This window comes from Chitinilyticum litopenaei DSM 21440 (genome assembly GCF_000428145.1).
GTDB lineage: Bacteria > Pseudomonadota > Gammaproteobacteria > Burkholderiales > Chitinibacteraceae > Chitinilyticum > Chitinilyticum litopenaei.
Genome location: NZ_ATZJ01000045.1, coordinates 18,059 through 35,193 on the forward strand (window position 1 = coordinate 18,059; position 17,135 = coordinate 35,193).

Consider the following 17,135-nt stretch of genomic DNA (forward strand, 5'->3'; position numbering starts at 1 on the left):
GCCATGGAGCGTCTGCGCGGCAATCTTGCTGCAAGGTGACGCGGGTGGCCTTGTTACTGTGCGCAGTGCCTGTGCTGGTGTGACGATTAGCCGACGCGAATCGGCGCACCCCTGGCGGTATTAGCATGCCATTGTGGGTATATGTCCGCAGCCCTTTTTCTTGATTGGCTTCAATCATATACCCTGTCTATCGCGTTTTCGCTAATGGCCTGCCCCGGCGCTTTGGGGCTGTTTCCTGCCTCAGTGGCGCGAGGCCGGTGGCGTGCGCAATAGCCGCGCCAGCGTGTCCTGGCGCAGGGGCTTGGCCAGGATGGCGCCGAGCTGCAGGCGGCTGCGGTGCGCGAGTTCGCCGGCGGCGGCGCGCAGATGCGTGTTCAAGCCGGAGAGGATGGCTACTTGCCCGGCATAGCCGCTTGCGCCCAGTTGCTGCAGGCAATCGAAGCCGTCGACTCCCGGCATTTGCAGGTCGCAGAAAATCCAGTCTGGCGCGAGCCCCTGGCGCAGCTGGTTCAGCGCTGCCTGGGCATTGGTGCAGCTGATCACCCGTGCGATGCCCAGTTCCTGCAGTTGCTGTTGCAGCAGCGCCAGTGCGCCACGATCATCGTCGATCAGCAGGATTTGCAGTTCGGACAGCTCAGCGCTCGCTTCCGGCTGCCCCGTGGCGTCCGTGCTGCGCAAAAGGCCACACTGCAGCAGTTGCCCCTGCAAGCGTTTGAAGAGGGTATCAATTGCCAGCCATTGCTTTTCAATGGGGATATAGCCCATACCCGGCTGGGCATGCTCGGCCTTGTCCAGTGTTTCCGCCAGCGTGACGGCGCCCACCGTGTGGGCCAGGGATTTCAGCCGGTGGCAGGTCTGACTGAAGGCGTGGCGGTCGCCCGCGCGCAAGTTCTGCTGCAACTGGGCAAGGCCGTCATGCATGGCCTGGCAGAATTTTTGCAGGAAGCGTGCCTGCCGGCCGCGATCGGGACCAAAGGTGGCATGGAGGATTCCGGCGTCCAGCAAGTCGGGAAACGTGATGTTTGCGGCCGGGGCCGTGCCGGCAGGCGTTGGCGAGGCGGGGGGCGTGGTTTCGCCAAGGCAGTGTGCCAGCAGGTGGTAGAGCTCGTCGGCACGCACGGGTTTGCCCAGAAAGGCGCTCATGCCGGCGGCCAGGCAATCCTGGCGGTCACGCGCCGTCACATTGGCGGTCATGGCGATGATGGGCAGGCGCGCCAGCCGCGCGTGCGAACGGATCGCCGCCGTTGCCGCCAGGCCGTCCAGCTCCGGCATCTGCACATCCATCAGGATGGCGTCAAAGGGCTCTGCGAGCGCTCGTGTCACGGCATCGGCGCCGCTGGTGGCGACGGTGACGGTCATGCCCACGGCTTCCAGCAGCTCCTGGGCCACCTGCAGATTGAAGAGGTGATCGTCGGCCAGCAGGATGCGTTTGCCGCGCAGCGCCTGCTGTGTGCAGCAGCGCGTTTCGGCGTTGCCGCTGGCGGGGCGCAGCGGCAGGCGAAAGCTGAAGCTGGCGCCCTGGCCTGGCTGGCTCTGCAGCGCCAGCTGTCCGCCAAGCAGGCTGACGAGTTCGCGGCAGATGGCCAGCCCCAGGCCGGTGCCGCCGTAGTGGCGGGTGATGCTGCCGTTGGCCTGCTCGTAAGGCGTGAAAAGTCGCGCCTGTTGCGCGGCGCTCATGCCGATGCCGGTGTCGCTGACGGCGACCTCCAGCCAGATCTGCTCGGTGCCGGCGGTCTGCGCCGTCATCGCCAGGCTCACGCAGCCCTCGGTGGTGAACTTGATGGCGTTGTCCAGCAGATTGAGCAGGATTTGGCGCAGCCGCAGGACGTCGCCATTCAGCCCGGCCGGCAGCAGGCTGGTGTCGGGCAGGCGCAGCTGCAAGCCCTTGCCTGCCGCACGCACGCCCAGCAGTTGCTGCAATTCCTGCACCAGACAGGCCGGGCTGAAATCCACCGGGTCGAGCTCCAGCTTGCCTGCCTCGATCTTGGAAAAGTCGAGCACGTCATTCACCAGCGCCAGCAGGTGCTGGCCGGCGCACTGGATCTTTTGCAGGTAATCGTGCAGTACCGTGGACGCGTCATGCTCCTGTGCCAGCTGGCTCAGGCCGAGAATGCTGTTGAGCGGGGTGCGGATTTCATGGCTGAGCGTGGCGATAAAGCGGCTTTGGGCCTCGCAGGCCTGTTCGGCCGCTGCGCGGGCGGCTTCCAGCTCGCGGGTGCGCTCGCCCACGCGCTGCTGCAGTTCGTCCTCGCGCGCCTTCTGCGCACTGAGGTCGCTGAAGGTGACCAGCTGATCGCCCTCCCAGGCCTCGCTGAGGCTGTTGCAGCTGACCAGTACCGGCCGCTCGCCGCCATCCTTGCAGCGTATCCTGACTTCCACGCCGGGAAAGGGCTGGCCCTGATGGCGTGCTTCGTGCTCCAGCCTGTGCCGGGTATCGATGATCCATTGCCGGTAGGCCGGGTCGGGATAGGCCTTTTCCCACCAGCTTTGCACATCCGGCAATTCCTCGGGCGCGTAACCGAACAGGCGAACAAAGGCCGGGTTCAGATAGCGTACGCGGTAATCGCGGCCAATGATGGCAGTGGCCAGCGGGCTGGCGTCCAGCGCCACGGCCAGTTTTTCTGCGCTCTGCCGTGTGTCTTCACGCAGCTGCTGCACTTCGGCGTGCAACGCAGCGCTGCTCTCGCCCAGCCCTTCGACATTGCCCAGCAATCCAGTGAACAAGCCGTCCGCATCGTAGTGCGGCGCAGCTCGCAGCAGGCAGGACTGCATGTGACCATCGCCATGCAGCAGGCGGAAACTGCAAGTCAGCGGCTGGAACTGCATCAGCGCGTCGCGCCAGAGCTGGCGCACGGCGTGGCGGTCGTCGGGGTGCAGCTGCTGCAGCCAGTCATCAGCCTGTGGGCGCGCCAGGCGGAACAGGCGCTGCCAGGCCGGATTGACATGGCGGAAGCTGCCGTCGGCGGCAGTCAGAAAGGCGGGCAGCGGCAGGCCGCCCAGCAGGGCTTCTTCGGCACTGAGGGAGTCAAGAGTCATGTTTTTGCGCACCTTGCTGCATCACGGGTGATGCAGCGGTTTGTAGTTTTGTATTGCGTTACTTTTTGAAATGCTTATATACCGATGGTTTGCCGCTAACAATGCCTGCCGGTACTTGTCCGAGGAGCGGCGGGTCCTTGCAGCGAAAACGCCAGTGCAGCAAATGCCAATGCCCCGGGGCGGATGCCGGTGCCTCGCGCCTACAATCGGTTCCTGATTGCCACGACCTGCTGCAAAATCCAAATTGGCCAAAGAGGCACAGAGACGCGCGGCAACCTATCCTCGGCATTGCTCAGGATTTTGCCGCCGCTGTGTCCTCTGTTGTCTGCGTGGTTCAACAGGGGGCCTTGCCCGGAAGGGCAGAAGGGGTTCTGATCAGGATGGCGTTTATCCGCCATGACCCGTTGAGGTTCCATTCATGCCCGTTCTCTTGCTGGCCGGTGCCGGCCATGCCCATCTGGCGGTGTTGCGCGCATTGCGCCGGGCTTGCCCGGCTGGCTGGCACGTCGTGCTGGTCGAGCCGCAAGCGCGCATCAACTATTCCGGGATGCTGCCGGGCTGGCTGGCCGGTCATTATTCTCAGGCGGAAATCGGCCTGTCCGTGGCAGAGCTGCTGGCGGGCGCACCGGTGCTGTGGCGTCGCGACACGGTGATTGCCGTCGATGCCGAAGCGCGGCGGGTCGTGCTGGGCAATGGGCAGAGTCTGGATTTCGACCTGCTGTCGCTTGCTGTGGGCGGCCAGCAGGCCGTGCCGGCATGCCGCACGCCATTCTTGCTGCCCCTGCGCCCGCTGGCGGGTTTCATGGCCGCCTGGCAAGACTGGCTGCGGGCTTTGCCGCCGCAGGCTTGTCCGCGTATTGCCGTCGCGGGCGGCGGTGCGGCGGCGGTCGAGGTGGTCATGGCCGTGCAGACGGCGCTAAAGGCCTGGCCCGGGAGCGAGGTGTCCCTGCTGGCGCAGCGGGACGCCCTGCTGGCCGGCCATGCCGATGGCGTGCGCGCCGCCTGCCTGCGCCAATTGCAGCGCAAACAGATTCACTTGCTGGATGCCCGCCTGACGGTCAATGCCGCCGGTGAGGCCTGCGCCGGCGATCAGCCGCTGGCGCTGGATCTGCTGATTCTGGCGACGGGTTCACAGGCGCCCGGCTGGCTGACAGGTTCAGGGCTGGCGCTGGATGCGCACGGCTTTGTGCTGGCCGATGCCGGCCTGCGCAGCATCAGCCATCCGGTCATCTATGCCGCAGGCGATGTCTGCACCCGGCAGGACATGCCCCACGCCCGTTCCGGCGTGCACGCGGTGCGGGCCGGGCCCGTGCTGGCTGCCAATCTGCTGGCGTGTATGCGCGGTGAGGTGGTGAGGGCACGCTATGTGCCGCGACGCGCCTCGCTGTATCTGCTGGCCTGCGGCTCTCGGCATGCGCTGGCCTCATGGGGCAGGTGGCACGCCTCGGGGGCGCTCTGGTGGTATGTGAAGCGCTGGATAGACCGGCGCTTCCTGCGGCAGCAGCGCACGGCGGCAATGTCCCTGTCAGATTCGCCGGTGCGCGGCGACTAAGGCATGATTGCCGCTCACCGGAACGAAACCATGCTGCCGCCACTTGCCTTCATCCGCCTGCTTCACGACGCCGATTCGCCCGATTTGCCGGCGGATCGCGAATACCGCTGGGTCTGCCGCAGTTATCTGTGCGCCAGCTGCGCGCTGGGCGGCCTGCTGATCCTGCTGGCGCAACGGGGGCTGGCCTGGCGAGCGAAGCGGGGGATGCGATGAAACGGCTGGGCCTGCTGATCCTGATCGGTGCGCTGCTGGCGCTGTTCTTCGCGCTGGGCGGCTCGCAACTCTTCTCGCTGGCGACACTCAAGCAGCATCATGCCGATCTGCTGGCCTGGCGGGCTGCCGCTCCCTGGCTGGCCGCCGGGCTCTTCTTCCTGCTGTATGTCGCGAGCACGGCGCTTTCGCTGCCCGGTGCGGCCATCCTCACGCTGGCCGCCGGGGCGCTGTTCGGTTTGCGTGACGGACTCGTGCTGGTGTCCTTCGCGTCTTCGCTCGGGGCGACGCTGGCCTTCCTGACGGCGCGCTACCTGCTGCGCGACACGGTACAGTGCCGCTTTGGCAGCCAGCTGGCCGGCATCAATGCCGGTATTGCCCGCGATGGTGCTGTTTATCTCTTCACCCTGCGGCTGGTGCCGGCCTTCCCCTTTTTCCTGATCAATCTGCTGCTGGGCCTGAGCAGCATGCGGGTCTGGACCTTTTACTGGGTCAGCCAGCTGGGCATGCTGGCCGGCACCGTCGTCTACGTGAATGCCGGCACCCGGCTGGCCGGCATCGACAGCCTGGCCGATATTGTCTCGCCGAGCCTGCTGTTTTCTTTTGCCCTGCTGGGTATCTTTCCCTTGCTCGCCAAGGCGCTTGTTCGCAGGGTGACACGTTATCGGGTATATCGTGGCTGGCGGCACCCGGCACGCTTTGATCGCAATCTGGTGGTGATCGGCGCTGGCGCTGCGGGCCTGGTTTCCGCCTATCTGGCCGCTGCCGTGAAGGCCAGGGTGACACTGGTCGAAGCGCACAGGATGGGCGGAGACTGCCTGAATTACGGCTGCGTACCCAGCAAGGCGCTGATCGCCAGTGCCAAGGTGGCGCACCAGTTGCGCCATGCCGATCACTATGGTCTGCAGCCCGGCGTGCCGGCCTTCCGCCTGGCCGACGTCATGGCGCGGGTGCGGCAGGTGATCGCCGCAGTGGCGCCGCACGACAGCATCGAGCGCTATACGGCACTGGGCGTGGATGTCCAGCAGGGTTACGCGCGCCTGCTCGACCCGTGGACGGTGGCCATCCGTCGCGAAGATGGCAGCGAACACACGCTGACCGCACGCAGCATCATCATCGCCGCCGGGGCGCGGCCGGTGATACCGGCGCTGCCGGGGCTGGAGCAGGTCGACTACTACACCAGCGACACGCTCTGGGACGGCCTGGCCGCCCGGGACACGCTGCCCGCGCGCCTGCTGGTGCTGGGCGGCGGGCCCATCGGCTGCGAACTCGCGCAGGCCTTTGCCCGGCTGGGCGCGACGGTCACGCAGGTGGAGCGGGGCGAGGCCCTGCTCGGGCGCGAGGATGCGGACGTGACGGCGCAGGTCACCGCCAGCCTGCAGGCCGACGGGGTAGAGGTGCTTACCGGCGCGACCGCGCTGCGCTGCCTGCGCCAGCCGGACGGCGGGCAAGTCCTGCTGGTCGAGAGCGACGGTGCCGAGCAGGCGCTGGCGTTTGATGCGCTGATTCTCGCCGTGGGGCGCCGCGCCCGCCTGGAAGGCTACGGCCTTGAAGCGCTGGGCATCGCGACCGAGCGCACGGTCCAGACCAACGATTATCTGGAAACGCTGTATCCCAATATTCTGGCCGCCGGCGATGTGGCCGGCCCCTACCAGTTCACCCATGCTGCCGCGCACCAGGCCTGGTATGCCAGCGTGAATGCGCTGTTTGGCCAGTTCCGCCGCTTTCGGGCCGATTACCGCATCATGCCGCGCGTGACCTTTGTCGACCCCGAAGTCGCCCGTGTCGGCCTCTCCGAGCGGGAGGCGCAGGAGCAGGGCATCGCTTATGAAGTCAGCCGCTACGGCATTGACGATCTGGATCGCGCGCTGGCCGATGGCCAGGCGCACGGCTTTGTGAAAGTGCTCACCGTGCCGGGCAAGGACAGGATTCTCGGTGTGACGATTGTCGGCCCGCAAGCGGGCGAGCTGCTGGCCGAGTATGTGCTGGCCATGAAGCACGGCCTTGGCCTGAACCGGATACTGGCGACCATACACAGTTACCCGACGCTGGCCGAGGCCAACAAGTATGCGGCCGGCGTCTGGAAGCGCGCGCATGCGCCACAGACCGTGCTGCGCTGGCTGGCGCGCTATCACCGCTGGCGGCTGGGGTGAAGGCCGGCCTGTGTGCCGCTGTTCGCAGCGGCAATCCAGCCATCATGCAATGGTTCGCAACGCAAGGGAGAACAGAGTGAAAAAACGCATCGCATCCTGCCTGCTGGCGGCGCTGGGGCTGGTCCTGCCCGGCATGCTTGCGGCCAAGCCGGCCGCCACGGCCGACTGGGCCGCGGTGAGTCGGGAAGCGCGTGGGCAGACGGTTTATTTCAATGCCTGGGGCGGCAGCGAAGCCATCAATGCTTATATCGCCTGGGCGGCCGCCGAAGCACGCAAGCGCTATGGCCTGCGGGTCGAGCATGTAAAGACCGGCGACACCGCCGATGTGGTCAGACGCATCCAGCTCGAGATGAGCCGCAAGCATGACGGCAGCGTCGATCTGCTCTGGGTGAATGGCGAGAACTTCAAGACACTCAAGGATGGCGGCCTGCTGTTCGGACCCTGGGCCGAGCAACTGCCCAGCTGGCGGCATGTCGATCTGCAAAAGCCGGTCAGGGTGGATTTTTCCGAGCCGACTGCCGGGCTGGAAGCGCCATGGGGCACGGCGCAGCTGACCTTTATCGCGGACCGCCAGCGCGTGAGTGCGCCGCCGCGTTCGGCCGCCGAATGGCTGGCCTTTGCCCGCGCCAACCCGGGCCGGCTGAGCTACCCGCGCCCGCCGGATTTTCATGGCACGACCTTCCTGAAGCAGCTGCTGCTGGAGCTGACTCCGGATGCCGCCATACTGGCGCGGCCGGTGAACGAGGCGGCCTTTGCCCGGGCGACCGCACCGCTGTGGGCCTATCTGGACCAGCTGCATCCGCTGCAGTGGCAGCAGGGCCGCGCCTTCCCGCCGAGCGCCGCCGAAATGCACCGCATGCTGGCCGATGGCGAGCTGCGGCTCTCGCTGACCTTCAATCCCAACGAAGCGGCCAATCTGATCGCTGCCGGCCAGCTGCCGGCGAGCAGCTACAGCTTCGGTTTTCGCAAGGGCACCATCGGCAATGTGCATTTCCTTGCCATTCCGGGCAATGCCCGCGCCAGTGCCGGCGCCCGGGTCTTTGCCAATTTCCTGCTTTCGCCAGAAGCGCAGGCGCGCAAGGCCGATATTGCCGTCTGGGGTGATCCCAGCGTACTGACTGCCGCCGCACTGGCCGGTCATGCCAAAGCCGCGACAGCGGCGCCGGGGGCGCTGCGCGAGGCGGTGCCGACCCTGCCCGAGCCGCATGCCAGCTGGGTGGGGGCGCTGGAGCGCGAGTGGCTGAAGCGTTACGGCACGCGCTGATGGGGCAGTGCCGCCAGTGCTTGCCGGGGGCGCTGGCCATCGCAGGCATGGCCGTGGTCTTTCTGCCGGTGCTGCCCGGACTGCTGCCGCTGGCGCAGGGGCTGGAGCTGGCCGTCTGGCGCGGTTTGCTGGCCGACGCGCAGACGCTGGTGGCCTTGCGCGTCACCGTGATTTCCAGCGTGGTGAGCACACTGCTGGCGCTGCTGCTGGCGCTGTTGCTGACCATGGCGCTGTATCCCGGTCCGCGCTGGCCGGCGCTGCAGCGCCGGTTGCCCGCCTTGCTGGCCATGCCGCATGCGGCATTTGCCATTGGCGCGTTCTTTCTCCTGGCCCCTTCGGGCTGGCTGGCGCGCTGGCTGGCGCCGCTGGCCGGCTGGGATGTGCCGCCGGACTGGCAGACGGTACGCGACCCGTACGGTCTGAGCCTGGGCCTGCTGCTGGCGGTCAAGGAAGCCATCTTCCTGCTGTGGATGCTGGCTGCCGTGCTGCAGGAAGGGGCGCTGCAGCGGCAGATGACGCTGGCGCGCAGTCTTGGCTATGGCCGCTGGCAGGTCTGGTGGCTGTGCCTGCTGCCGCAGGTGCTGCCCCGGCTGGGCTGGCCGCTGCTGGCGGTACTGGCCTACGGGGTGTCGGTGGTCGATGTGGCGCTGATTCTCGGTCCCGGTTCGCCGCCCAGTCTGGCGGTGCTGGCCTGGCGCTGGCTTGCCGATCCGGAGCTTGCCCTGCAGGCCCGGGGCGCTGCGGCGAGCTGGCTGTTGCTACTGGTCTTTCTGCTGCTCTGCGGCTGCGGGCTCCTGCTGTGGCGCCTGTTGCGAGCCGCCTGGCGCCAGCCGCACGGCCGGCGCTGGGCCGGCGCCAGCTGGCAGCCGCGCTGGCTGGCCTGGCCTCTGCTGGGCTTTTGCTACCTGCTGGCGCTGGCCCTGCTGCTCTGGTCGCTCGCCGGTCCGTGGTTTTTCCCGGCGGCCTTGCCGCAGTCGTGGACGCTGGCGGGCTGGCAGCAGCTCGACACCGCACCGCTGTTCACCTCGCTGGGATTGGGGCTCGCCAGTGCCGGAATCGGTTTGGCGCTGGTGCTGCTGTGGCTGGAATGCGGCCCGCCGGCACTGAGCCGCTGGCTCTACCTGCCGCTGATCTTGCCGGCGCTGCCGCTGGCGGCGGGGCAGTATCATGCGCTGCTCATGGCGGGTCTGGCCGGCAGCGGGTTTGGCGTAGTCTGGAGTCATCTGCTATGGGTTGTGCCGTATATGCTGCTAACCCTTTACAAGCCTTATCTGGAGTTTGATACCCGCATGATTACTCTTGCACGCAGCCTGGGGCTCTCGCACTGGCAACGCTGCTGGCGCATCAAGTGGCCGCTGCTGCTGCGGCCGATTCTCGCGGCGCTGGCGATCGGCTTTGCTGTCAGCATTGCCCAGTATCTGCCGACCCTGTTTGCCGGCGGCGGACGCTTCGCCACGGTGACCACCGAGGCCGTGGCGCTGAGCAGCGGCGGCAATCGCCGCGTGCTGGCCGTGCAGGCCATGCTGCAGCTGGTGCTGCCCATGCTGATGTTTGCCCTGGCGACCCTGCTGGGACAGTGGGCCGGCCGCCACCGGCAAGGATGGCGCTGATGCTGGAGCTGCACAACGCCGCCCTGCGGCTGGGTGACGCCCCACTCTTCAGCGACCTGTCCTTTGCGGTGGCTGCGGGCGAAGTGCTTACGCTGATGGGGCCTTCCGGCTGCGGCAAGTCCAGCCTGCTGGCCTGGCTGCTGGGGGCGCTGCCGCCCGCGTTCAGCGCGACCGGCGAGCTGTGGCTGGGCGGTCAGCGGGTCGATGGCCTGCCCATCGAGGCGCGGCAGATCGGCATCCTCTTTCAGGATGACTTGCTGTTTCCGCATCTTTCGGTCCTGCAGAACCTGCTGCTGGCGATGCCGCCCGGACCCGCCGCGCAGCGGCGCGAACGGGCTGGGCAACTGCTGGCGGAGGTCGGGCTGGCCGGGCTGGCTGAGCGCGATCCGGCTACGCTGTCGGGAGGGCAGCGCGCGCGGGCCGGTTTGCTGCGCGCGCTCCTTGCCGAGCCGCGCGCCCTGCTGCTCGATGAGCCATTCAGCAAGCTCGACATGGCCTTGCGCGGACCATATCGCCAGTTTGTTTTTGCGCAACTGGCCGCCCGCGGCATTCCGGCCGTGCTGGTGACGCATGATCCCGGCGATGTGCCGCCCGGCGGGCGCGTGCTGCAGCTGGCGGATTATCAGGAGAGTGCCCATGTTTGACCGGCAGCTGCTGGCGCTGGCCCGCCGCCCGCTTACCGCACTGGCGGCCATCCTGCAGCGGCGCGGCTGGCAGGCCGATACGGTCAGCTGGCTGGGGTTTACCGCCGGCGTGCTGGCGGCCGGGCTGATTGCGCTGCAGTACACGGCCCTGGCCGTGCTGGCCATCGCGCTGAACCGGCTGGCCGACGGGGTTGATGGTGAACTGGCGCGCCGCAATGGCCCGACCGAGCGCGGGGCCTTTCTCGACATCACGCTCGATTTCCTCTTCTACGCCCTGATTCCGCTGGCTTTTGCGCTGGCCGATCCGGCGGCCAATGCGCTGGCTGCGGCCGTGCTGCTGTTCAGCTTCGTGGGCACGGGCAGCAGCTTTTTGGCCTTTGCCATCCTGGCCGAGCGCCGGGGCTTGCGCAGTGCCGCCTATCCTGCCAAGGGCTTCTACTACCTTGGCGGCCTGACCGAGGCCGGTGAAACCCTGCTGGTATTTGTGTTGATGTGCCTGTGGCCTGGCTGGTTTGCCGGACTGGCCTGGGGCTTTGCCGCGCTCTGCCTGCTGGCGACGGCCTTGCGGCTGCATGCCGGCCTGCGGCTTCTGGCTGCGCAACCCTCATTGCCATCGGACTGAGCGCCACCGGAGCAGGCGGAATGGGCGTTTTATGGGCGTGAGCAGTGCTGCACGCCGTTCGGGAAAATCAATGTACGATATTTCGACAAATATCGTATAGTTGAGTCATGGAAAAGAATACCGCCACCCTGATTTTTGAAGCGCTGTCTTCCGGCGTGCGTCTGGACATCTTCCGTCTGCTGGTCAGCCAGGGGAAGAGTGGGCTCGTGGCCGGCGACATCGCCGAGCGCCTGCAGGTTCCGCCCAGCAGCCTGTCCTTTCATCTGAAGGAGCTCAAGCGCGCCGAACTCGTCACTGCCGAGCAGGAAAGCCGCTTTGTGCGTTACCGCGCCAATATCCCGGTGATGCTCGATGTCATCGCCTACCTGACCGACGAGTGCTGCCAGGGCCATCCGGAAGATTGCGCGGGCTTTCGCGCCGAGTCGGCCTGCAGTCCGGCCGTGCTGCCGGCGCTGTCGTGTCCGAGCTGCGAGGAGTAGGGCGCGCCGTGCCGGGGCATTTCGCCGTTCAAGCCGGATCAGCCATCGGGACACGGGATGATGGCGGGGGCTTGCGTCGGTGAATTCCCACGCTTGCGCCAAGCCCATAGCCGGGCGATGGGCGTGAAGCAAGGGCGTGCAGGCGCTGCGCAACGGCCGCCAGCACGCGTGCAGGCTCGAAGAGCCGCCAGATGGATTATTAGGGTTCAATATTTCCACGTTTGAAGGAGAATCAAAATGAAAACGATCCAGATTTTTGATCCGGCACTGTGCTGCAGCACCGGCGTCTGCGGCGTCGATGTCGATCAGCAGCTGGTGGCTTTTGCTGCCGATGTCGACTGGGCCCGCCAGCAAGGCGTGCAGATCGAGCGCTTCAATCTGGCGCAGGAGCCGCTGGCCTTTGCCGGCAACGCCACGGTCAAGGCCTTTCTCGAGCGCTCGGGGGCTGAAGCCCTGCCGCTGATCCTGCTCGATGGCGAGGTGGCGCTGGCCGGCCGTTATCCGCAGCGCGCCGAACTGGCCCGCTGGGCCGGGCTGGCCGAGCCTGCCGCCGCCGACACCGGCTGCTGTAGCGGCAAGCGCTGCTGCTGAGTGCCCGGCGGCTTTCGGGGCACTGCCTGCTGATCCGCAACCAATCATGTTTCATGTTCGAACATCGTCCACTTCGGGGGCTGTCATGCACTTTCTGACCAATCCGCCACGCTTTCTCTTTTTCACCGGCAAGGGCGGGGTGGGCAAAACCTCGCTGGCCTGCGCCAGCGCCGTGCGCCTCGCCAGCACAGGACTGCGCGTGCTGCTGGTGAGCACCGATCCGGCCTCGAATGTGGGGCAGGTCTTTGGTGTGGGCATCGGCAACCGCATTACCCCGATTGCCGACGTGCCCGGTCTTGCCGCGCTGGAAATCGACCCGCAGGCCGCCGCCCAGGCCTATCGTGACCGCATCGTCGGGCCGGTGCGCGGTGTGTTGCCCCCGGCCGTGGTCAACAGCATCGAGGAGCAGCTCTCCGGCGCCTGCACCACCGAAATTGCCGCCTTTGACGAATTCACCGGCCTGCTGACCGATTCGCAGCTCACTGGCGTTTTCGATCATGTCATTTTCGATACGGCGCCGACCGGGCACACCATCCGCCTGCTGCAATTGCCGGGCGCCTGGTCGGGCTTCCTGGCCGAGGGGCGTGGCGACGCCTCCTGCCTTGGGCCGCTGGCGGGGCTGGAAAAGCAGCGCGAACAGTATCAGGCGGCCGTGGCAGCGCTGGCCGATGCTGCCCGCACCCGTCTGGTGCTGGTGGCCCGTGCCCAGGAGGCCACGCTCAGGGAGGTGGCGCGCACGCATGCCGAGCTGGCCGGGATTGGCCTCGGTCAGCAATACCTGGTGATCAATGGCGTGCTGCCTGCTGCCGAAACGGGCGACGACCCGCTGGCCCTGGCGATTGCCGCACGTGAAACCAGCGCGCTGGCGGCGCTGCCGGCAGGCCTCGCCGGCCTGCCGCGCGACAGCATCGCACTGCAGCCCGGCAATCTGGTCGGCCTGCCTGCCCTGCAGCAACTGCTGCAGCCTGCGGTGCCGTGCGCGCAGGAGGTCGCCGCGGTACCCGTCTTGCCCCATCCTTCGCTGGGCAGTCTGGTCGATGCGCTCGCGGAACACGGCCACGGCCTCATCATGCTGATGGGCAAGGGCGGGGTCGGCAAGACCACGGTTGCGGCAGCCATCGCCGCCGAGCTGGCGCGCCGTGGCCATGCGGTCCACCTCACCACCTCTGACCCCGCGGCACATCTGGGCGACACGCTGGCGGGCGAGCTGCCCGATCTGGCGGTCAGCCGCATCGACCCCGTGGCCGAGACCGAGCGCTATCGCCAGCATGTGCTGGCCAGCAAGGGGGCGGGGCTGGACGCGGCCGGCCGCGCCCTGCTCGAAGAAGACCTGCGCTCGCCCTGCACCGAAGAAATCGCCGTGTTTCAGGCGTTCTCGCGCATCATCCGCGAGGCCGGGCGGAAATTCGTGGTGATGGATACCGCGCCCACCGGCCACACCCTGCTGCTGCTGGATGCCACCGGCGCCTACCATCGCGAGGTGGCGCGGCAGATGGGCGCCGCCGGTCTGCACTTCACCACGCCGATGATGCAGCTGCAGGATCCGGCCCAGACCAGGGTCATCATCGTCACGCTGGCGGAAACCACGCCGGTGCTGGAAGCCGCCGCGCTGCAGGCCGACCTGCGCCGCGCCGGCATCGAACCCTGGGCCTGGGTGATCAACCAGTCCGTCGCGGCGGCGGCACCGGGGGCGCCGCTGCTGCGCCTGCGCGCGCACAAGGAGCTGGCGGAAATCGACAAGGTGATGGCGCAGCACGCGACCCGCTGCGCCGTGCTGCCGCTGCTGGCGGAAGAGCCGGTCGGCATCACGCGCCTGCTGCGCCTGTGCGCTGGTGCAGGCAGTGGCCAGGCTGACTGAAGGGGTGGATATGGCCGCTACCTTGCCCCGGCATTCGGGCCTTGCCGAGCGCCTCAATCGCCAGTGCGCCTGCCAGTTCCTGGATCGCTCGCTGCTCAAGGCGCAGCTGGAAGCGAGCCCCGGGCTGGCTGGTCTGGCCACGCATATCGCGGAAACGCGCCCGCACCTGTTTTCAGCCACGATGGTCTTCATTTCGCCGCAACAGCGCGCACAGATGCAGGCCGTCATCCGGGCGGCGGAAACCGTGATGGCGACAGCGGCGTGGCAGGATGCCGTGCTGGCTGGCGCGCCGGACATTGCCAGGGCGCACTTTGGCCCGCAGGGCGTCTTTTTCGGCTACGACTTTCATCTGGGCGAGCGCGGCCCCAGCCTGATCGAAATCAACACCAATGCCGGTGGCGCCTATCTCAATCTCGCGCTGGCGCGCGCCCAGACTGCCTGCTGCGCGCAATGCCCGCCGCACACCGCCGGGACGGTGGCCTTGCAGGACATGGAGGCGCAATGGCTGGCGATGTTCCTGGCGGAATGGCGCCTGCAGCGTTCCAGCACTGCGCCGCGCACACTGGCGATCATCGATGAGGCGCCGCCGCAGCAATACCTGTATCCCGAGTTTCTGCTCTTCCAGCGCCTGTTTGCAGCGGCGGGCATGAACTGTCTGATTGCGTCCCCTGAGGCCCTGCGTCATGCGGACGGGCGTCTCTGGCTTGGCGACACGGTGATCGACATGGTCTACAACCGGCTGACCGATTTTTATCTGGAACAGCCGGACTCCGGCGCCTTGCGTGCCGCCTATCTGGCCGGCGATGTGGTGCTGACGCCCACGCCGCGCGCCCATGCCCTGCAGGCGGACAAGCGTCATCTCGCCAGGCTCAGTGACGCGGACAGCCTGGCCAGGCTGGGCGTGGATGCCGCCAGCGCCGCCGTGCTGCTGGCCGGCATTCCCCCGACGCGCACCGTCACTGCCGAGAATGCCGGGCAACTGTGGGCAGAGCGGCGGCAGCTGTTTTTCAAGCCCGCCAGCGGGTATGGCAGCAAGGCCGCGTATCGTGGCGACAAGCTGACCAGGCGCGTCTGGGCGGACATTCTCGCCGGCGACTATGTCGCCCAGGCGCTGGCCCCGCCCGGCGAGCGCCGGGTGGCCGTGACCGGCAGTGATGCCTGCGAGTTCAAGACGGACGTGCGCGCCTATGTCTATCGCGGCGAGGTCCAGCTGTTTGCCGCTCGGCTCTATCAGGGGCAGACCACCAATTTCCGCACGCAGGGCGGCGGCTTTGCCCCGGTATACATGACGCCCTAGCCGCAAGCGCGCCACGCCTGAATTTCCCCATTCATCGCCACATGGAGCACCTCATGCCGCACCCGTACGACCTCATGCCCTTGCCCGAAGGCGGCAATCTGATTTTCACGCCCTGTCCGGGCACCCGCGAGGAGGCGCTTGAGCCAGCGCTGCGTGATCTGCAGGCGGCCGGTGCCGCCGCCGTCATTACCCTGATGCCCGAGCACGAATTGCAGGAAAACCGGGTGGCCGGCTTGCCGGAGATCTGCCGCCAGCTGGGCATGGCCTGGTTGCATTTTCCGGTGGAAGACGATGCCGCGCCCGCTGACGCGTTCGAGCAGCAATGGCAGCAACACGCCGCAGCACTGCTGGGCCTGCTGGCCGCCGGCAAGACCATCGCCGTGCATTGCAAGGGCGGCTCAGGCCGCACCGGCCTGATGATCGGCAAATTGCTGATGGCCCGCGGCGCCACGGCCGCCGAAGCCATCGCCGCAGTGCGGGTATATCGCCCGCGCTCGTTCAGTATCGAGGCTCACCGGGCATACCTGGGCGTGTAACCCCAAAGCCTCCCGCCGCACAGGCGGGGGCTGGTGGCGCTGGTGTACGCGAGCCAGCGTGGTCGGTTCGGTCGAGATGACCCACGATCGCGTTCCGGCTTACCGCCGCTGTGATGCGCCCAAACTTCTTGCACAGCCTCAGGTCCGTACAAGCCACAAATCTTACAGCGATCATCCAAGGTGTCTGCAGTGTGATTCGTGCGCCACGGGCCCAATGCGCCCATCGCGCGGGGATGCCGATGATGGTGAAAACGCAAAAGCGCCGTACCCAATTCACTTACTGCTGTGCGGTGCGCAAACTGTAATGCCGCACCCGCAACCCCTCGCGCAGCACATCCAGCAAGCGCGGCGCGGCAGTCCCGTCCGGCTGAGTGCTTTCAGGCATCTGCAACCCCACATGCTTGAAAAACAATGAAAAACGCGCGTAGCATGCAGAGTTACTCACACAGACAAACCAAATATGCACCGGCACAGCTGTATATTTTACGTTTGGCAATTTTGAATATGGCGTTCCATATCCTCATTGAGAAACTCAGCGAAACGGATAGTGATGCCACGTTTCGCTTCTTCGACTCGGCGTATCCGAATGAAGTCGGGGAGCTTCGACTCGACAAGCAGGCGGAATCAATTTCAATGACCAAATACACGAGAGAAGCTTTCTTTGCCAGGGCCGCACGTAAGGTGGCGATAGCATACAAATCGGGCAACCTACCAGAGCTGTTGGAGTGGACTTCTTGAATCGCGGGCCTTCGCCTAACAGGTCAGTCAACCGGACACCCAAACTGCATCGCAGTTTGGGTTCCCTTCGCTAGCGCTCCGGCGCCAGTTACCTCCAACGTTAGGTTTTTCATGCGAATAGTTCATCGGCCAGAAGTCCAACTTCTTTGGTGTGGCACTGTTGATGAGGGCAAGCAGCTGGAGTTGTCGGCAACCATCAACGACGTCAGCCATGCTCTTGCCACCATTGTCGCTGATGATAAAGATGAAGCCCTTTGGTTTGAGATTTACGTCAACGGTGAGTGAGGTTACCCGCGCTTTCCGGCTACCAAGGTAGCGGTTATGCGGCCAGCTTTTCTCGCTCCAGCCAGGCTGCGTAATGGGTTGCCGGTGATTCGTAATTCAGCGACGAATGCCGGCGCTTGCGATTGTAAAACACCTCGATGTAATCAAAGAGATCTGCCTTGGCTGCCGACCGGGTCGCGTAGCGCCGGTGGAACACGCGCTCGTTTTTCAGGCTGTTGAAAAAACTCTCCATCGGCGCATTGTCCCAGCAGTTGCCCTTG

16 protein-coding genes are annotated in these 17,135 nt (G+C 66.3%); 14 read left to right on the forward strand and 2 right to left on the reverse strand.

The window, feature by feature from the left end; translation table 11 throughout:
• Positions 1-240: 240 nt before the first annotated feature.
• Positions 241-3,036 carry a response regulator gene (locus C515_RS0113970; RefSeq protein WP_028456036.1) on the reverse strand — a complete coding sequence of 932 codons (2,796 nt, stop codon included), beginning with the start codon at positions 3,034-3,036 and terminating at the stop codon, positions 241-243.
• Positions 3,037-3,454: 418 nt separating this feature from the next.
• On the opposite strand from C515_RS0113970, the gene C515_RS0113975 reads away from it, so the two are divergent.
• The 14 genes from C515_RS0113975 (at position 3,455) to C515_RS24065 (ending at position 16,875) form a co-directional block, all read left to right on the forward strand.
• Positions 3,455-4,588, forward strand: a complete 1,134-nt coding sequence (locus C515_RS0113975; RefSeq protein WP_028456037.1) for an FAD-dependent oxidoreductase — start codon at positions 3,455-3,457, stop codon at positions 4,586-4,588.
• Between the two features lie 30 nt (positions 4,589-4,618).
• Positions 4,619-4,801 (forward strand): hypothetical protein, encoded by a 183-nt coding sequence (locus C515_RS0113980; RefSeq protein ID WP_043649677.1) that lies wholly within the window; start codon positions 4,619-4,621, stop codon positions 4,799-4,801.
• Positions 4,798-6,951 (forward strand): dihydrolipoyl dehydrogenase family protein, encoded by a 2,154-nt coding sequence (locus C515_RS0113985; RefSeq protein ID WP_028456039.1) that lies wholly within the window; start codon positions 4,798-4,800, stop codon positions 6,949-6,951. The genes C515_RS0113980 and C515_RS0113985 overlap by 4 nt, the downstream gene beginning before the upstream one ends.
• A 76-nt stretch (positions 6,952-7,027) precedes the next feature.
• A complete protein-coding gene (locus C515_RS0113990) occupies positions 7,028-8,215 on the forward strand; it encodes an ABC transporter substrate-binding protein (protein ID WP_211234062.1) in 1,188 nt (395 codons plus the stop codon).
• Positions 8,188-9,825: an ABC transporter permease gene (locus C515_RS0113995; RefSeq protein WP_211234063.1), complete on the forward strand. Its 1,638-nt coding sequence runs from the start codon at positions 8,188-8,190 to the stop codon at positions 9,823-9,825. The genes C515_RS0113990 and C515_RS0113995 overlap by 28 nt, the downstream gene beginning before the upstream one ends.
• Positions 9,825-10,469 (forward strand): ATP-binding cassette domain-containing protein, encoded by a 645-nt coding sequence (locus tag C515_RS0114000; protein WP_028456042.1) that lies wholly within the window; start codon positions 9,825-9,827, stop codon positions 10,467-10,469. Before C515_RS0113995 ends, C515_RS0114000 begins: the two co-directional genes overlap by 1 nt.
• Positions 10,462-11,091: a CDP-alcohol phosphatidyltransferase family protein gene (locus C515_RS0114005; protein ID WP_028456043.1), complete on the forward strand. Its 630-nt coding sequence runs from the start codon at positions 10,462-10,464 to the stop codon at positions 11,089-11,091. The genes C515_RS0114000 and C515_RS0114005 overlap by 8 nt, the downstream gene beginning before the upstream one ends.
• A 107-nt stretch (positions 11,092-11,198) precedes the next feature.
• The gene (locus tag C515_RS0114010) at positions 11,199-11,570 is read left to right on the forward strand and encodes an ArsR/SmtB family transcription factor (RefSeq protein ID WP_028456044.1); all 372 of its coding nucleotides are present in this window, start codon (positions 11,199-11,201) and stop codon (positions 11,568-11,570) included.
• A gap of 237 nt (positions 11,571-11,807) precedes the next feature.
• The gene (arsD, locus tag C515_RS0114015; RefSeq protein ID WP_028456045.1) at positions 11,808-12,161 is read left to right on the forward strand and encodes an arsenite efflux transporter metallochaperone ArsD; all 354 of its coding nucleotides are present in this window, start codon (positions 11,808-11,810) and stop codon (positions 12,159-12,161) included.
• Positions 12,162-12,246: 85 nt separating this feature from the next.
• Complete coding sequence (gene arsA / locus C515_RS21170; protein WP_043649685.1) at positions 12,247-14,019, forward strand: arsenical pump-driving ATPase; 1,773 nt, start codon at positions 12,247-12,249, stop codon at positions 14,017-14,019.
• 10 nt (positions 14,020-14,029) lie between these two features.
• Positions 14,030-15,316, forward strand: a complete 1,287-nt coding sequence (locus tag C515_RS0114025) for a hypothetical protein (RefSeq protein WP_028456046.1) — start codon at positions 14,030-14,032, stop codon at positions 15,314-15,316.
• A 53-nt stretch (positions 15,317-15,369) separates the two neighbouring features.
• Positions 15,370-15,852, forward strand: a complete 483-nt coding sequence (locus tag C515_RS0114030) for a phosphatase domain-containing putative toxin (RefSeq protein WP_028456047.1) — start codon at positions 15,370-15,372, stop codon at positions 15,850-15,852.
• A gap of 411 nt (positions 15,853-16,263) precedes the next feature.
• Positions 16,264-16,590, forward strand: coding sequence for a hypothetical protein (locus C515_RS0114040; protein ID WP_028456048.1), 327 nt, complete (start codon positions 16,264-16,266; stop codon positions 16,588-16,590).
• Between the two features lie 111 nt (positions 16,591-16,701).
• A complete protein-coding gene (locus tag C515_RS24065) occupies positions 16,702-16,875 on the forward strand; it encodes a hypothetical protein (protein WP_158380834.1) in 174 nt (57 codons plus the stop codon).
• Between the two features lie 34 nt (positions 16,876-16,909).
• Here C515_RS24065 and C515_RS0114045 read toward each other — a convergent pair.
• Positions 16,910-17,135: IS3 family transposase (locus tag C515_RS0114045; protein ID WP_028456049.1), on the reverse strand; the 226-nt coding region annotated here is incomplete at its 5' end.